The sequence below is a fragment of the Micromonospora sp. NPDC006766 genome (assembly GCF_040636055.1).
Classification (GTDB): Bacteria; Actinomycetota; Actinomycetes; order Mycobacteriales; family Micromonosporaceae; genus Micromonospora.
The window spans coordinates 136,500-150,739 of sequence record NZ_JBEYIX010000007.1 but is presented as its reverse complement, the minus strand read 5'-3'; the positions used below and the strand labels follow the sequence as shown (position 1 = coordinate 150,739).

13 protein-coding genes are annotated in these 14,240 nt (G+C 72.6%); 8 read left to right on the top strand and 5 right to left on the bottom strand.

What is annotated here, in order from left to right:
- The first annotated feature begins 43 nt into the window (after window positions 1-43).
- Both ABZ671_RS10960 and ABZ671_RS10955 read left to right on the top strand, forming a co-directional pair.
- Window positions 44-394 carry an Lsr2 family protein gene (locus tag ABZ671_RS10960; RefSeq protein WP_357854768.1) on the top strand — a complete coding sequence of 117 codons (351 nt, stop codon included), beginning with the start codon at window positions 44-46 and terminating at the stop codon, window positions 392-394.
- Between the two features lie 521 nt (window positions 395-915).
- Complete coding sequence (locus tag ABZ671_RS10955; protein ID WP_357854766.1) at window positions 916-3,453, top strand: ATP-dependent Clp protease ATP-binding subunit; 2,538 nt, start codon at window positions 916-918, stop codon at window positions 3,451-3,453.
- A 70-nt stretch (window positions 3,454-3,523) separates the two neighbouring features.
- On the opposite strand, the gene ABZ671_RS10950 is transcribed toward ABZ671_RS10955, so the two are convergent.
- A complete protein-coding gene (locus ABZ671_RS10950) occupies window positions 3,524-4,429 on the bottom strand; it encodes an A/G-specific adenine glycosylase (protein ID WP_357854879.1) in 906 nt (301 codons plus the stop codon).
- A gap of 97 nt (window positions 4,430-4,526) precedes the next feature.
- On the opposite strand from ABZ671_RS10950, the gene ABZ671_RS10945 reads away from it, so the two are divergent.
- The 3 genes from ABZ671_RS10945 (at window position 4,527) to ABZ671_RS10935 (ending at window position 6,487) form a co-directional block, all read left to right on the top strand.
- Entirely contained in the window at window positions 4,527-5,039 is a 513-nt protein-coding gene (locus tag ABZ671_RS10945; RefSeq protein ID WP_357854763.1) for an ACT domain-containing protein, read from the top strand.
- Window positions 5,036-5,596, top strand: a complete 561-nt coding sequence (locus tag ABZ671_RS10940; protein ID WP_357854760.1) for a peptide deformylase — start codon at window positions 5,036-5,038, stop codon at window positions 5,594-5,596. Before ABZ671_RS10945 ends, ABZ671_RS10940 begins: the two co-directional genes overlap by 4 nt.
- A 150-nt stretch (window positions 5,597-5,746) precedes the next feature.
- Window positions 5,747-6,487 (top strand): hypothetical protein, encoded by a 741-nt coding sequence (locus ABZ671_RS10935; protein ID WP_357854757.1) that lies wholly within the window; start codon window positions 5,747-5,749, stop codon window positions 6,485-6,487.
- Window positions 6,488-6,512: 25 nt separating this feature from the next.
- Here ABZ671_RS10935 and disA read toward each other — a convergent pair whose 3' ends face one another.
- The 4 genes from disA to ABZ671_RS10915 all read right to left on the bottom strand — a co-directional run bounded on the left by disA (window position 6,513) and on the right by ABZ671_RS10915 (window position 11,125).
- Window positions 6,513-7,697, bottom strand: a complete 1,185-nt coding sequence (gene disA / locus ABZ671_RS10930; RefSeq protein WP_357854754.1) for a DNA integrity scanning diadenylate cyclase DisA — start codon at window positions 7,695-7,697, stop codon at window positions 6,513-6,515.
- Between the two features lie 142 nt (window positions 7,698-7,839).
- Window positions 7,840-9,291 (bottom strand): DNA repair protein RadA, encoded by a 1,452-nt coding sequence (gene radA / locus ABZ671_RS10925; protein ID WP_357854751.1) that lies wholly within the window; start codon window positions 9,289-9,291, stop codon window positions 7,840-7,842.
- A gap of 105 nt (window positions 9,292-9,396) precedes the next feature.
- Complete coding sequence (locus ABZ671_RS10920; protein ID WP_357854748.1) at window positions 9,397-10,143, bottom strand: hypothetical protein; 747 nt, start codon at window positions 10,141-10,143, stop codon at window positions 9,397-9,399.
- 142 nt (window positions 10,144-10,285) lie between these two features.
- Complete coding sequence (locus ABZ671_RS10915) at window positions 10,286-11,125, bottom strand: UbiA family prenyltransferase (RefSeq protein WP_357854745.1); 840 nt, start codon at window positions 11,123-11,125, stop codon at window positions 10,286-10,288.
- A 45-nt stretch (window positions 11,126-11,170) separates the two neighbouring features.
- Here ABZ671_RS10915 and ABZ671_RS10910 point away from each other — a divergent pair, with 45 nt between their 5' ends.
- Genes ABZ671_RS10910 through ABZ671_RS10900 form a run of 3 tightly spaced genes read left to right on the top strand, consistent with a single transcriptional unit; the run spans window position 11,171 to window position 14,226 of the window.
- A complete protein-coding gene (locus ABZ671_RS10910) occupies window positions 11,171-11,932 on the top strand; it encodes a methyltransferase domain-containing protein (RefSeq protein WP_357854742.1) in 762 nt (253 codons plus the stop codon).
- A 37-nt stretch (window positions 11,933-11,969) separates the two neighbouring features.
- A complete protein-coding gene (locus ABZ671_RS10905) occupies window positions 11,970-13,136 on the top strand; it encodes an acyl-CoA dehydrogenase family protein (protein WP_357854739.1) in 1,167 nt (388 codons plus the stop codon).
- 40 nt (window positions 13,137-13,176) lie between these two features.
- Complete coding sequence (locus ABZ671_RS10900; protein ID WP_357854736.1) at window positions 13,177-14,226, top strand: type III polyketide synthase; 1,050 nt, start codon at window positions 13,177-13,179, stop codon at window positions 14,224-14,226.
- Window positions 14,227-14,240: the final 14 nt, after the last annotated feature.

Below are 14,240 nucleotides of genomic sequence, written 5' to 3'. Positions count from 1 at the left end.
CTGTATTGCAGGAGTTCAACCCTGCTCGAAAGGAATGTGGGACGTGGCCAAGCAGATCATTCACAAGCTGGTCGATGACCTGGACGGCGGGGACGCTGACGAGACCGTCAAGTTCGCGCTCGACGGCGTGCAGTACGAGATCGACCTCTCGGCGGCGAACGCCGAGAAATTGCGTGACGTATTCACTCAGTACATCGCGCACGGGACCAAGGTCGGTCGCGGCGGGGTGGTCGTCGGTGGTCGGGCCGCGCGTGGCCGGGGCGGTGCGACCGCCGACCGTGAGCAGAACAAGGCCATCCGGGCCTGGGCCAAGCGGGTCGGCAAGGACATCTCCGACCGGGGTCGTATCCCGCAGGAGATCGTCGACGAGTACCACGCGAAGGCGGGTCACTGATCCGACGGGCCGTACGGGCGACACCGACGCCGGACCGGAGTGCCACTCCGGGCCGGCGTCGCCGTTTTCGCCCGGCTGCGCCGTCTGTCCGGCCCGTGCGGGGGTGGGCCGAACGCGCTGGCTGGGCGGGTCACCGGCCGGGCCGGGAGCGGGAAGAAATCGGGCTCGGGGCAGGTTGTCCACAGGCGGTGGAGATGCTGTCCACAGGCTGTGGATGACGACGGTGGCACCGATGCCGCCCGTCCTGGCCCGGAGACCTACCGGGAAGCCCCGACCGGGCTTTTCCACCGACGGTCGAATTTCGCTCTACGCGTACAGACAGGGGTACCGGAACACCTCCTGAGCGTGGACGGTTGTCAGAAACGACGTGGGAACGGCCTTTCGCGGGGACACACGACCTCAGCGGAGCCGGTCCGCGGCGATAGAGTAAGGAGGCACGGACGCCCGCCCCGGGCGTCCGCGCACCGGCCCCGCCAAGATCTAGACCATCAAGGCGCACGGCACGTGAGGAGCACGAGGGCATGTTCGAGCGGTTCACCGACCGAGCGCGACGGGTTGTCGTCCTGGCCCAGGAAGAGGCCCGGATGCTCAACCACAACTACATCGGTACGGAGCACATCCTGCTGGGCCTGATCCACGAGGGTGAGGGCGTCGCGGCAAAGGCCCTGGAGAGCCTCGGCATCTCCCTCGAGGGCGTCCGCCAGCAGGTCGAGGAGATCATCGGCCAGGGCCAGCAGGCGCCGAGCGGGCACATCCCGTTCACGCCGCGGGCCAAGAAGGTGCTTGAGCTGTCGCTGCGTGAGGCGCTGCAGCTCGGCCACAACTACATCGGCACGGAGCACATCCTGCTCGGCCTGATCCGTGAGGGTGAGGGCGTCGCCGCCCAGGTGCTGGTCAAGCTGGGCGCCGACCTCAACCGGGTCCGCCAGCAGGTGATCCAGCTGCTCTCCGGCTACCAGGGCAAGGAGCCGGCTGCGGCGGGCACCGCGCCGGGCGAGGCAGCGCCGTCGACCAGCCTCGTGCTGGACCAGTTCGGCCGTAACCTGACCCAGGCCGCCCGTGAGGGCAAGCTCGACCCGGTCATCGGGCGCGAGAAGGAAATCGAGCGGGTCATGCAGGTGCTCTCCCGCCGTACCAAGAACAACCCGGTCCTGATCGGTGAGCCCGGCGTCGGTAAGACCGCGGTGGTCGAGGGGCTGTCCCAGAAGATCATCAAGGGCGAGGTGCCCGAGACGCTGAAGGACAAGCAGCTCTACACGCTCGACCTCGGTGCCCTGGTGGCCGGTTCCCGCTACCGCGGTGACTTCGAGGAGCGCCTCAAGAAGGTGCTCAAGGAGATCCGCACCCGCGGCGACATCATCCTGTTCATCGACGAGATCCACACCCTGGTGGGTGCGGGTGCCGCCGAGGGCGCGATCGACGCGGCGAGCATCCTCAAGCCGATGCTGGCCCGTGGCGAGCTGCAGACCATCGGTGCCACCACCCTCGACGAATACCGCAAGCACCTGGAGAAGGATGCCGCGCTCGAGCGCCGCTTCCAGCCGATCCAGGTGGGTGAGCCGTCGCTGGCCCACACCATCGAGATCCTCAAGGGCCTGCGCGACCGCTACGAGGCGCACCACCGCGTGAGCATCACCGACGCCGCTCTCGTGGCTGCTGCGACCCTGGCCGACAGGTACATTTCCGACCGCTTCCTGCCCGACAAGGCGATCGACCTGATCGACGAGGCCGGTGCCCGGATGCGGATCCGCCGGATGACCGCGCCGCCAGACCTGCGTGACTTCGACGAGCGCATCGCCCAGGTGCGCCGCGACAAGGAGTCCGCGATTGACGCGCAGGACTTCGAGCGGGCCGCCCAGCTCCGCGACAAGGAGAAGCAGCTGCTCGGCCAGAAGGCCCAGCGGGAGAAGGAGTGGAAGGCCGGCGACCTGGACGTCGTCAGCGAGGTCGACGACGAGCAGATCGCCGAGGTGCTCGGCAACTGGACCGGCATCCCGGTCTACAAGCTGACCGAGGAGGAGACCTCGCGTCTGCTGCGCATGGAGGACGAGCTGCACAAGCGCGTCATCGGCCAGGAGGACGCGGTCAAGGCGGTCTCGAAGGCGATCCGGCGTACCCGGGCCGGCCTGAAGGACCCGAAGCGCCCGTCCGGCTCGTTCATCTTCGCCGGCCCGTCCGGTGTCGGTAAGACCGAGCTGTCCAAGGCGCTCGCCGAGTTCCTCTTCGGCAGCGAGGACGCCCTCATCCAGCTGGACATGTCCGAGTTCCACGACCGGTACACGGTCTCCCGGCTGGTGGGTGCCCCTCCCGGCTACGTCGGCTACGACGAGGGCGGGCAGCTGACCGAGAAGGTGCGCCGTCGGCCGTTCTCGGTGGTCCTCTTCGACGAGATCGAGAAGGCCCACCCGGACGTGTTCAACACGCTGCTCCAGATCTTGGAGGACGGGCGGCTCACCGATGGTCAGGGTCGGATCGTGGACTTCAAGAACACGGTCATCATCCTGACCACCAACCTCGGCACGCGCGACGTGGCCAAGGCGGTCTCGCTGGGCTTCCAGGCCTCTGAGGACTCCGAGTCCAACTACGACCGGATGAAGCAGAAGGTCAACGACGAGCTCAAGCAGCACTTCCGGCCCGAGTTCCTCAACCGGATCGACGACACCATCGTCTTCCACCAGCTGCGCGAGAACGAGATCCTGTCGATCGTCGACATCATGATCGCCCGGATCGAGACGCAGCTGCGCAACAAGGACATGGGCCTGGAGCTGACCGACAACGCCAAGAAGTACCTGGCGAAGAAGGGCTTCGACCCGGTGCTGGGCGCGCGGCCGCTGCGTCGCACGATCCAGCGCGACATCGAGGACAACCTCTCCGAGCGGATCCTCTTCAACGAGCTGACCCCGGGTCAGATCGTGGTGGTGGACTGCGAGGGCGACCCGGAGAACATCGACAAGTCGAAGCTCGTCTTCCGGGGCGCCGAGCGGCCGGTGACCGTGCCGGACGCCGTCCCGGCGGACCTCGGTGGCGCCGCCACCGCAGGTGCCGACGACGCGGCGTAACGCCGGGCAGATGTGACAGGGCGATGGCCCCGGCAGGCGAAAGCCTGCCGGGGCCATCGCCTTTCCCTGTTCAGGGCCGGGGGCGGGGAATCGGCGGGCCGTCGCCGGCCAGGCGGAAGGACTCCTCGCCATCCGGCTCCACCAGACCGTCGGTGACCAGCCCGGCCAAGGCCCGGGCGCGTTGCACGTCGTCGTGCCAGACCTGGTCCAGCCGCTGGAGCGGCACCGGGCCGGTCGCCTCGCGGAGCACCGCGAGCAGCAGGCCGCGTACCTGGCGGTCGGTGCCGGCGTAGCGCTGGGGCCGGCGGGTCGGACCGGCCGGTACCTCCTGCCCGGACGCCCGCCAGGCGCAGCTCGACTCCACCGGGCACACCACGCAGCGCGGCGTTCGGGCGGTGCAGACCACCGCGCCGAGCTCCATGAACGCCGCGCTGGCCAGCGCCGCGGCGGCCGGCTCGGCCGGCAGCAGTTCCTCGGTGGCGACCAGGTCGGCGGGGCGGGTGGCCGGGCCGGCGTCCGGCTGCCCGGCGATCGCGCGGCAGACCACCCGGCGGACGTTGGTGTCGACCACCGGGTGCCGCTGCCCGAAGGCGAAGGACGCCACCGCCCGGGCCGTGTACGTCCCGACTCCCGGCAGCGCCAGCAGTTGGTCCAGCCGGTCCGGCACTTCGCCGCCGTGCCGTTCCACGATCGCCGCCGCGCAGTCCCGCAGCCGCACGGCCCGGCGGGGGTAGCCGAGCCGCCCCCACATCCGGATCGCCTCGGCCGGGGTGTCCTCGGCCAGCGCGGCCGGGGTGGGCCAGCGGTCCAGCCAGGCTGCCCAGGCGGGCAGCACCCGGACCACCGGCGTCTGCTGGAGCATGACCTCGCTGACGAGGATCGCCCACGCGCCCACGCCCGGCTCGCGCCACGGCAGGTCGCGGGCGTTGCGCTCGTACCAGCGGCTGACCAGGGTGGCGAAGGTGGACTCGGACATCGCACCGCCGATCATGTCACGAGCACCTTTCCCGCAGGATGGGCGGGCGGGGTGGGGTCGACCGGGCCGCCCGGAAGCGACGGGGCAGAATGTCCGGATGAACGAGCTCGCGATCACCGTCATCGGCCGGGACCGGCCGGGCATCGTGGCCGACGTCGCCGGGGCGCTCGCGCGGCTCGGCGCGAACCTCACCGACTCCACGATGACCCGGTTGCGGGGGCACTTCGCGATGACCCTGATCTGCGTCGGCCCGGCCGCCGCCGACGTCGAGGCCGCGCTGGCGCCGCTCGCCGCCGACGGCCAGTTGCTGGCCACCGTACGCGCGGTCACCCCGGACGGGCGGACGCCGACGGCCGGCGAGCCGTACGTGATGGCGGTGCACGGCGCGGACCGGATGGGCATCGTCGCGGCGATGACCCGGGTGCTGGCCGCTGCGGGTGGCAACGTGACCGATCTGAGCACTCGGCTGACCGGCTCCCTCTATGTGGTGGTCGCCGAGGTGGAGCTGCCGCCGGGCAGCTCCGACGAGGTGGCCGGCCGGCTCGCCCGTACCGCTGCCGAGTTGGGCGTCGGGGTCAGCCTCCGGCCGGCGGACACGGACCTGCTGTGACGGCGGAATACGTCGGCCTGGGCGGCTGGACGCCGGCGGCGCTGGGAACGCCGGGCGAGGTACGGCCGGTGGTGACCGCCCCCGACCCGGTGCTCGGCCGGCCCGGGCCGGAGGTCGACCCCACCTCGGACGAGGTGATTCGCCTCGCCGCCGACCTGGTCGCCACCATGCGGGTGTCGCCGGGTTGCGTGGGCCTGGCCGCGCCGCAGGTCGGCGTGAGCGCCCAGGTGTTCGCGGTGGACGTCACCGGGCACCCGAAGGCGGTCACGGTGCACGGAGCCTTCGTGCTCTGCAACGCGCGGGTGATCGAGGCGACCCGCTGGAAGGCCGGCCGGGAGGGCTGCATGTCGGTGCCCGACCTGACCGGTGACGTGAAACGGGCCAGCCGGCTGGTGGTCGAGGGGGCGCTCCCCGGCACCGGCGTGCAGGTGCGGCTGGTCACCGACGGCTTCGAGGCGCGGGCCCTGCAGCACGAGATCGACCACTGCGTGGGCCGGCTCTTCCTCGACCGGGTGGCCGGCGCGCACGCCGTCTACCAGCGCAAGGTCTACCTCTGATCAGTCTGAACCCAGGGAGGTCGTGGTGGCGCTGCGCGCCCGTCCAGAGCCACTCGGTGAGCAGGGGAGGTCGACTGTGGATAGCTGGCCGAATCGCCACCGGCGCGTCGTTTTCCGTGCCGTACGCCACGCCGCTACGGTGAACGCATCATGCGTCTGACGGTCGGTCCCCTGCCATCCGCTGTGTACTGGCGGCGTCGTGCCGTCGTACTCGGAGCGGGGTTGCTGCTCCTGATCGTGCTGCTCTATTCCTGCACCGGTACGGAGCGTAACAAGACCCGCGCGGGCGGCACACTTCCCTCGGGGACGCCTTCCGCCGCCTCGGCCCCGCAGCCGACCAGCTCAGTGCCGACCCCGACGTCCGGCAGCCCGTCCCCGACGTCGGAAGACTCCGATGACGGCTCGGCAGGTGGTCGGGGCGGTCCGGCGGGTGGGCAGGGCGATCCGGCAGGCAGCGCAGCGGACGACGCCTCGGCCGCCCCGGGGGCCGACGACGGAACCTGTGCCGATTCCGAGATCCGGGTTACCCCGGTGGTGCAGCCGGCCATGGCGCAGCGGGGCACTGTGGTCGCCCTGGGCCTCAAGATCAAGAATGTGTCGGGACGCACGTGCAGTCGGGACGTCGGCTCCGGTCCGCAGGAGATATACCTCAAGGCGGGCGCGGATCGGGTCTGGTCGTCGGACACCTGCGGCACCGCCAGAGACTCGGACGTGCAGTCGTTCACCCCGAACTTCGAGCGGGCCTACCGGCTGGAATGGAACGGGCGGAACAGCAATCGTTGCACGGGCCAGGTCGCCGCTGGGGAGGTCGTCCCCGCCGGCACGTACCAGGTGTTCGCCCGGGTGGGCACCAAGATCAGCGAACCGGTGAAGCTGACCATCACCGACTGACCAACACCCGGCCGGGGCGTTGGGATCAGACGTACCGTTCCAGGATGGACGCTTCGGCGAGCCGGGACAGCCCCTCGCGGACGCCCCGGGCCCGGGCGTCGCCCACCCCCTCGACGGCCTGAAGGTCCTCCACCGTGGCACCGAGGAGTCGCTGGAGGCTGCCGAAGTGCACCACCAGCCGGTCCACCACGGCTGCGGGAAGCCGGGGCACCTTCGCCAGCAGGCGAAAGCCGCGCGGGCTCACCGCCGCGTCGAGGGCATCCGAGGCGGACGGGTAGCCGATCGCCTTGGCCACCGCGACCAGATCGATCAGCTCGGTGGCGCTGAGTAGGTCGAGCTCGACCAGCGCCTCGTCGAGCGTGCGTGACTTCCGGCCGGCCGGGAGGTAGTCGCGGATGACCAGGGTGCGGTCGGCGTCCACGCCGGCCATCAGCTCGTCGAGCTGCAGGGCGAGCAGCCGGCCGTCGGTGCCCAGCTCCACCACGTACCCGGCGATCTCGTCGGCGATCCGGCGGACCATCTCCAGCCGCTGCACCACCGCCACCGCGTCACGTACGGTGACCAGGTCCTCGATTTCCAGAGCGGACAGGGTGCCGGAGACCTCGTCCAGGCGGAGCTTGTAGCGCTCCAGGGTGGCCAGGGCCTGGTTGGCCCGGGACAGGATCGCCGCGGAGTCGTCCAGCACGTGCCGCTGACCGTTTACGTAGAGGCTGATGATCCGCATGGACTGGCTGACCGAGATGACCGGGTAGCCGGTCTGCCGGGCCACCCGCTCGGCGGTGCGATGCCGGGTGCCGGACTCCTCGGTGGGGATGGACGGGTCGGGCATCAGGTGCACGCCCGCCTGCACGATCCGGGTGCCATCGCTGGAGAGGACCACCGCGCCGTCCATCTTGCACAGCTCGCGGACCCGGGTCGCCGAGAACTCGACGTCCATCGGGAAGCCGCCGGTGCAGATCGAGTCGACCACCTTGTCGTAGCCGAGGACGATCAGTGCGCCGGTGCGACCGCGCAGAATGCGCTCCAGACCGTCCCGCAGCGCGGTGCCCGGCGCCATCAGGGCGAGATTGGCCCGCAGCGGGTCCCCGCCGGCCCCGCCGCCGGCCCCGGTGACGCTCACGCTGATCGGACGGGCGGACGAGCCCACGGCGCCCGTGCGGGCGTGCGGCGTCGCCGCGGCGGACTTGGTGGCATCGCGGTCGATCGGCACGGGCACAGTCTACGGACTGGCCTGCGGTGGGTGCTCTCGTGGTTACTGTGATGTGTCACGATGCCCGGCTTTCCCGATCGTTTGGCGGCTGCGCTCGCTGCCCGGAATCGCCTGGCCGATCCCGGCGTGCGCTCACCGTGCGTCACTCGGCGGAAGCGCGGGCGGCAGCCTGGAGTGCTCCGCGCACGTCCGTGACCTCGATCACTCGCATGTTTTCCGGGGCCACCCCGCTGCTGCCCGGGCCGCAGCCGGGCGGCACCAGAGCCAGCCGGAAGCCGAGCCGGGCCGCCTCGGCCAGCCGGCGCGGCACCGCCCCGACCCGGCGGACCTCGCCGGTGAGCCCGACCTCGCCGATCGCCACCAGGTGCGGGGCGATGGCCAGGTTGAGCCCGCCGGAGGCGACCGCGAGCGCCACGGCCAGGTCGGCGGCGGGCTCCACCACCCGGATGCCGCCGACCGTGGCGGCGAACACCTCGCGGTCGTGCAGGGTCAGCCGTTCGGTGCGTCGCTGGAGCACCGCCAGCACCATCGCCAGCCGGGCCCCGTCCAGCCCGGAGACCGTACGCCGTGGCGAGCCGGCGACCGTGGCCCCGATCAGCGCCTGCACCTCGGTGACCAGGGCCCGCCGCCCCTCCATCGCCACCGTCACACAGGTGCCCGGCACCGGCTCGGAGTAGCGGGTGAGGAAAAGCCCGGACGGGTCGGCCAGGCTGCTGATGCCCCCCTCGTGCATCTCGAAGCAGCCCACCTCGTCGGCTGCGCCGAACCGGTTTTTCACCCCCCGGACCATGCGCAGCGACGAGTGCTTGTCGCCCTCGAAGTGCAGCACCACGTCGACCAGGTGCTCCAGCACGCGAGGGCCGGCGACCTGGCCGTCCTTGGTCACGTGGCCGACCAGCACGGTGGCGACGCCGCGCTCCTTGGCGACCGCCACCAGGGCCGCGGTGACCGCGCGGACCTGGGTCACCCCGCCCGGCACGCCCTCCGTGCCGGTGGTCGAGATGGTCTGCACCGAGTCGAGCACCAGCAGCCCCGGCTTGACCGCGTCGAGGTGACCGAGCACCGCCGAGAGGTCGCTCTCCGCGGCCAGGTAGAGCTGCTCATGCAGGGTGCCCATCCGCTCGGCGCGCAGCCGCACCTGGCTGACCGACTCCTCGCCGCTCACCACCAGCGACGGGCTGCCGGCACCGGCCGCCCACTGCTGAGCCACATCGAGCAGCAGGGTGGACTTGCCGACCCCGGGCTCGCCGGCGAGCAGCACCACCGCGCCCGGGACCAGGCCGCCGCCGAGCACCCGGTCGAGCTCGCTGACCCCGGTGGGCCGGGCCCGGGCCGGCGCGGCGCTGATGGTGGCGATCGGGCGGGCCGGCTCGGCGGGCATCCGGGAGCTGACCACCCGGCCGGAGACCAGCGGCCCGGTCACCGTGCACTCGACCACCGAGCCCCACTCGCCGCACTCCGGGCAGCGCCCCACCCACTTGGGCGGCTGGTGGCCGCAGGCGTCGCACTCGTACGCCGGACGGGGCTCGCGGGCGGTGCCACGGCCACGGCCGGTGGTGGTGGCGCGGGGGGAGGTCGATCGGGACGTGCTCACCCCAGGACGCTAACCGGACGGTACGACGAAAGCCCACCCGGAAACGGCGACACCGCCGGGTGGCGGTAACCACACCGGCGGTGTCGACGGAGATGAGTCGGCGGGTCAGCCGTGCGAGCCACCGCTCTCGAGGCCCGCCTCCTCGCGGGGGTGGACGATCGCCGTGGGGGCCGGGGCCGGCGTGAACGGCACACCGATCGGGGCCGCGGTCCGGATGATCTGGCCGTTGCCGAAGTCGAAGGTCAGGCTGACCTCCTGGCCGCTGAGCAGCCGGTCGTTCAGGCCGACGAGCTGCAGGAACCGGTTGCTGCTGGGGCTGAGCTGGGCGTAGCCCTTGGCCGGGATCTCGAGCCGGGCCGGCAGGCCGGTCGCGGCCGACTCGCTCGGCGAGGCCGACGGGCTGGCCGAGGAGGGCTCGCCCGACCCCAGCGCCTCACTCGGCGAGGGGTTGGGGCTGGTCGGCAGGGGCGACGCGGAAGCCGGCTCGGTCGGCGAGTTGGTCGGGCTCGCCTGCGGGCCGCTCGCGTCGCTGCCGCTGAGCAGGATCTCGCGGGCGCTGTCGGTGGTGACCGTGACGGTGACCGCTTCCTCGCTGTCGTTGTAGATCACGACGTTGAGCGGGGCGTTGCTGCCCGGCTGGTACCCCTCGGTACCCGGGTACTGCACGTACAGGCCGCGCACCAGGTAGAGGTTGTTCGGAGTCTGGACGTTGGCGCCCTGCACCGACGGGACCTTGATGGCGGTCTCGGCCACCTGGCCGGTGCCGCACCCGGACAGCAGCAGGCTCGCCGCCGCCGCCGTACCGGCCAGCACCAGGGCCGCCCGCCCGGAACCCCTCATCGAGCGCGTCACGTCGGTCCTCCTCGTCACGATCCCTACCCGGCCGTACGCCGGGCACGGGTTGGCCATACCCGCGCAGACCGCGCTCCAGGGTAGTTGGGCCTGATCCGGGCCCGCACGCCGACCCGGCAATGCCACCCTCCCGAGAGCCCGGTCAGACCACCCGGCCGTTCACCACCAGCAGGACCACGTCGATGAGGGCCACCACCAGCACCGCTCGGAAGGCGGCCACCGGCCGGCCGCCGGCCCGGGCCGCGACGCGTCCCGCGTACCAGCCGATGACCGGCACCACGGCGGCGACCGCGATCGCCGACAGGCCCGCCCACGACGGCGGCCCGGGCGGCCCGACGACCAGGATCACGGTGGCGGCGAGGAGCAGCCCGGCGGCGGCCAGTCGGCTGCCCGCCGACCCCAGCCGGTGCGGCAGCCCGTGCACGCCGGTACGCGCGTCGTCGGCCAGGTCCGGCAGCACGTTGGCGAAGTGCGCCCCGGCGCCCAGACAGGCGGCGGCGGCCACCAGCCAGACCGGGGGCGACGGCGCGCCGGGCAGGGCCAGCACCACGAAGGCGGGCAGCGAGCCGAAGGAGACCGCGTAGGGCAGCACGGAGACCGGGGTCGACTTCAGCGGCCAGTTGTAGAGCAGCGCGGACACCAGCCCGACTGTCGCGCACGCCGCCGCGACGCCGCCCGTGGACAGCGCCACCAGCGGGGTGGCGACCGCGGCCGCGACGGCCGCGTACGCCAGGTGCCGCCGCCGGACGACTCCGCTGGCGGCTGGTTTGTCGGTACGCCCCACCGCGGCGTCCCGGTGCGCGTCGAGCGCGTCATTGCTCCAGCCCACGGCCAGCTGGCTGGCCAGCACGGTGAGCACCACGGCGGTCACCCCGGCCGGCCGGTGCCCGACCCCGGCCGCCAGCAGCCCGGCCACTACCGTCACCGCGGCGGCCGGTTCCGGATGGCTCGCCTTGACCAGCCCTAACACCGAAGATGGCATAAGGGAAGTCTGGTCGTTATCGGGGAGTCGTGCCACGCTCGGTTCATGCGAGAAGTGGCCCCGGTGTCCACTCCGTACCGGGTGCTGCCCCCCAACGACCCCCGCCAGTACGACGACCTGGCCGGCGAGTGGTGGCGACCGGACGGCGCGTTCGCGATGCTGCACTGGCTGGCCCGGGCCCGCGCCGCGCTGGTGCCGCCGGCCTCCAGGAGGGACGCGCTCCTGGTCGACCTCGGCTGCGGCGCCGGCCTGCTCGCCCCGCACCTGGCCGACAAGGGCTACCGGCACGTCGGGGTGGACCTCACCCGCTCGGCCCTCGATCAGGCTGCCGCGCACGGGGTGACCGTGATCAACGCCGACGTCACCGCGGTTCCGCTCGCCGACGGCTGCGCCGACGTGGTTTCCGCCGGTGAGGTGCTCGAGCACGTGCCGGACTGGCGCCGCGCGGTGGCCGAGGCGTGTCGTCTGCTGCGTCCGGGCGGCCTGCTGGTGCTGGACACCCTCAACGACACGCTGCTGGCCCGGCTGATCGCGGTGGAGATCGGCGAACGGTTGCCCACCGTGCCGCGGGGCATCCACGATCCACGGCTGTTCGTGGACGCCCGCGCGCTGGTCGCCGAGTGCGCCCGGCACGGCGTCGACCTGAGGCTGCGCGGGATCCGCCCCGAGCTGGGCGGGACGCTGGCCTGGCTGCTGCGCCGGATGCGCTCCGGTGCCGCCGGCCGGTCGGGCGGGAGACAGCCGCGGATGGTGTCGACCCGGTCCACCGCCGTGCTCTACCAGGGCCATGGGCGCCGGAGCGGATAGGAGCCGGGGCCGGAGCGAACGCCGAGAAGGGACCTACATGACTGTGCACGCGCTGGAGGCGGCCCGCCGGTTGACGCCGAGACTGGCCGCCCGCGCCGCCGACCACGACCGGGACGGCTCCTTTCCGGTCGACGACTTCGCCGACCTGCGGGAGGCCGGGCTGTTCGGGCTGATGGTGCCCCGGGAACTGGGCGGGGCGGGGGCCAGCTTCGCCGAGTACGCCGCCGTCGCCACCGAGCTGGCCCGGGGCAACGGTGCCACCGCGCTGGTGTTCAACATGCACGCCTCGGTCACCGGGGCGCTCGGCGCGGTGACCGAGGAACTCGCGGAGGCGCTCGGCGTACCGGACGAAGCGCTGGCCGCCCGGGACCGGCTGCTCCGCGCGGCGGCCGACGGCGCCTGGTATGCGGTGGCGATGAGCGAACGCGGGGCCGGTGCCCGGCTGTCGCAGCTCAGCACGGTGTACGAGCCGGTCGAGGGCGGCTGGCACATCAAGGGCAGCAAGACGTTCTGCTCCGGTGCCGGGCACCCGGACGGCTATCTGGTGGCCGCGCGGAGCGCCGCCGACCAGTCGGTGGTCTCCCAGTTCCTGGTCCCGGCCGGCGACGGGATCACCGTGGAGCCCACCTGGGACTCGCTCGGCATGCGCGCCACCTCCTCGCACGACCTGCACCTGGACGTCACCGTCCCGGCCGACCGGCTGCTCGGCGGGGTGGAGGGGCTGGCCCTGGTGGTCGCCCAGCTCATGCCGCACTGGCTGGTGGCCAGCTACGCCGCCGTCTACGTCGGGGTGGCCCGGGCGGCGATCGACGCCGCCGCCGAGCATCTGAACGCGCGCAACCTGGCCGGCCTGCCGGCGGTGCGGGCCCGGCTGGGCCGGGCGGACGCGGCGGTCGCAGCGGCCGAGCTGGTGGTGGCCGAGGCGGCCCGCCGGGTCGACGAGGCGCCCGGCGACGCGGAGACCAACCGCTGGGTGTGGCGGGCCAAGCTGCTCGCCGGCACCACCGCCGCCGACGTGGCGGCCTCCATGCTGGAGGCCGCCGGCACCTCGGCCACCCGTCGGGGCCATCCGCTGGAACGGCTCTACCGGGACGCCCGGTGCGGCTCGCTGCATCCGGCCACCTCCGACGTCTGCGCCGACTGGCTCGGCGTCGCCGTGTTGGGCGGCGACCCGGACCGAGACGGCTCGGCCCCTCGTTGGTGAGTTGGTGATGCGTGGGGATCGGGTTCGAGAGGTGGGGGACATGGCCGTGCCGGTGATCGCGGGTCTGGGTACGGCGCAGCCGCCCGCCGCCGCGCAGGACGAACTGTGGGAGGGCTTCTTCGCGAAGCACTTTTCCGGGAGCACCCGGGCGCTGGCCGAACGCATCTTCGCCAACTCCGGCGTGTCCCGTCGGCAGGCCGCGGTGAACCCGCTGCTGGAGGACGTCTCGGAGTGGCCGACCGAACGCCGGATGCGGCGTTACCAGGTGGAGGCGCTGCCACTCGGCAAGGAGGCGGTGAGCCGGGCGCTCACCACCGCCGGGCTGGACGCCCGCGACGTGGGTCTGTTCGTGGTCTGCTCCTGCACCGGGTACGCCACCCCGGGGCTGGACATCCTGCTCGCCCGGGACCTGGGCATGGCTCCGGACACCCAGCGCATGTTCGTCGGCCACATGGGCTGCTACGCGGCCCTGCCCGGGCTGGGCGCGGCGAGCGACTTCGTCACCGCCCGGGGGCGCCCCGCACTGCTGCTCTGCGCGGAGCTGACCAGCCTGCACATCCAACCGGCCGGGGCCCGGGTGGACACCCAGCAGATCGTGTCGCACGCGCTCTTCTCGGACGCCGCGGTCGCTGTCGTGCTCACCCCCGGCGGCACCGGGTACGCGCTGCGCGAGGTCGCCTCGGTCACCGACACCTCGACCGCAGACCACATGACCTGGGACGTCACCGACACCGGCTTCCGGATGGGCCTGTCGCCGAAGGTCCCGCAGGTGCTCTCGCACCACGTCCGAGGACTGGTCGACGATCTGCTGGCCCGGCACGGACGGACGTACGCCGAGGTGGACGGCTGGGCGGTGCACCCGGGCGGCCCGCGCATCCTCAACGTGGTGGACCGGGAACTGTCCCTCCCGCCGGAGGCACTCGCGCCGTCCCGGGCCACCCTCGACGCGCACGGCAACTGCTCGTCGCCGACCGTGCTGCTGATCCTGGACCGGTTACGCCGCGCGGGGGCGCCGCCGAACCGGATCGTGATGCTCGCCTTCGGGCCCGGTCTGACCCTGTACGCGGCCCTGCTCGAGTGCGTCGGCTGAGCCACTCCGCGGGC

Excerpts from the sequence above, each read along its gene's own strand:
- ABZ671_RS10950 (WP_357854879.1), bottom strand. The coding sequence starts at position 4,429 with ATGTCCGAGTCCACCTTCGCCACCCTGGTCAGCCGCTGGTACGAGCGC.
- ABZ671_RS10900 (WP_357854736.1), top strand. The coding sequence starts at position 13,177 with ATGGCCGTGCCGGTGATCGCGGGTCTGGGTACGGCGCAGCCGCCCGCC.
- ABZ671_RS10955 (WP_357854766.1), top strand. The coding sequence starts at position 916 with ATGTTCGAGCGGTTCACCGACCGAGCGCGACGGGTTGTCGTCCTGGCC.
- ABZ671_RS10905 (WP_357854739.1), top strand. The coding sequence starts at position 11,970 with ATGACTGTGCACGCGCTGGAGGCGGCCCGCCGGTTGACGCCGAGACTG.
- ABZ671_RS10935 (WP_357854757.1), top strand. The coding sequence starts at position 5,747 with ATGCGTCTGACGGTCGGTCCCCTGCCATCCGCTGTGTACTGGCGGCGT.
- ABZ671_RS10910 (WP_357854742.1), top strand. The coding sequence starts at position 11,171 with ATGCGAGAAGTGGCCCCGGTGTCCACTCCGTACCGGGTGCTGCCCCCC.
- ABZ671_RS10945 (WP_357854763.1), top strand. The coding sequence starts at position 4,527 with ATGAACGAGCTCGCGATCACCGTCATCGGCCGGGACCGGCCGGGCATC.
- ABZ671_RS10915 (WP_357854745.1), bottom strand. The coding sequence starts at position 11,125 with ATGCCATCTTCGGTGTTAGGGCTGGTCAAGGCGAGCCATCCGGAACCG.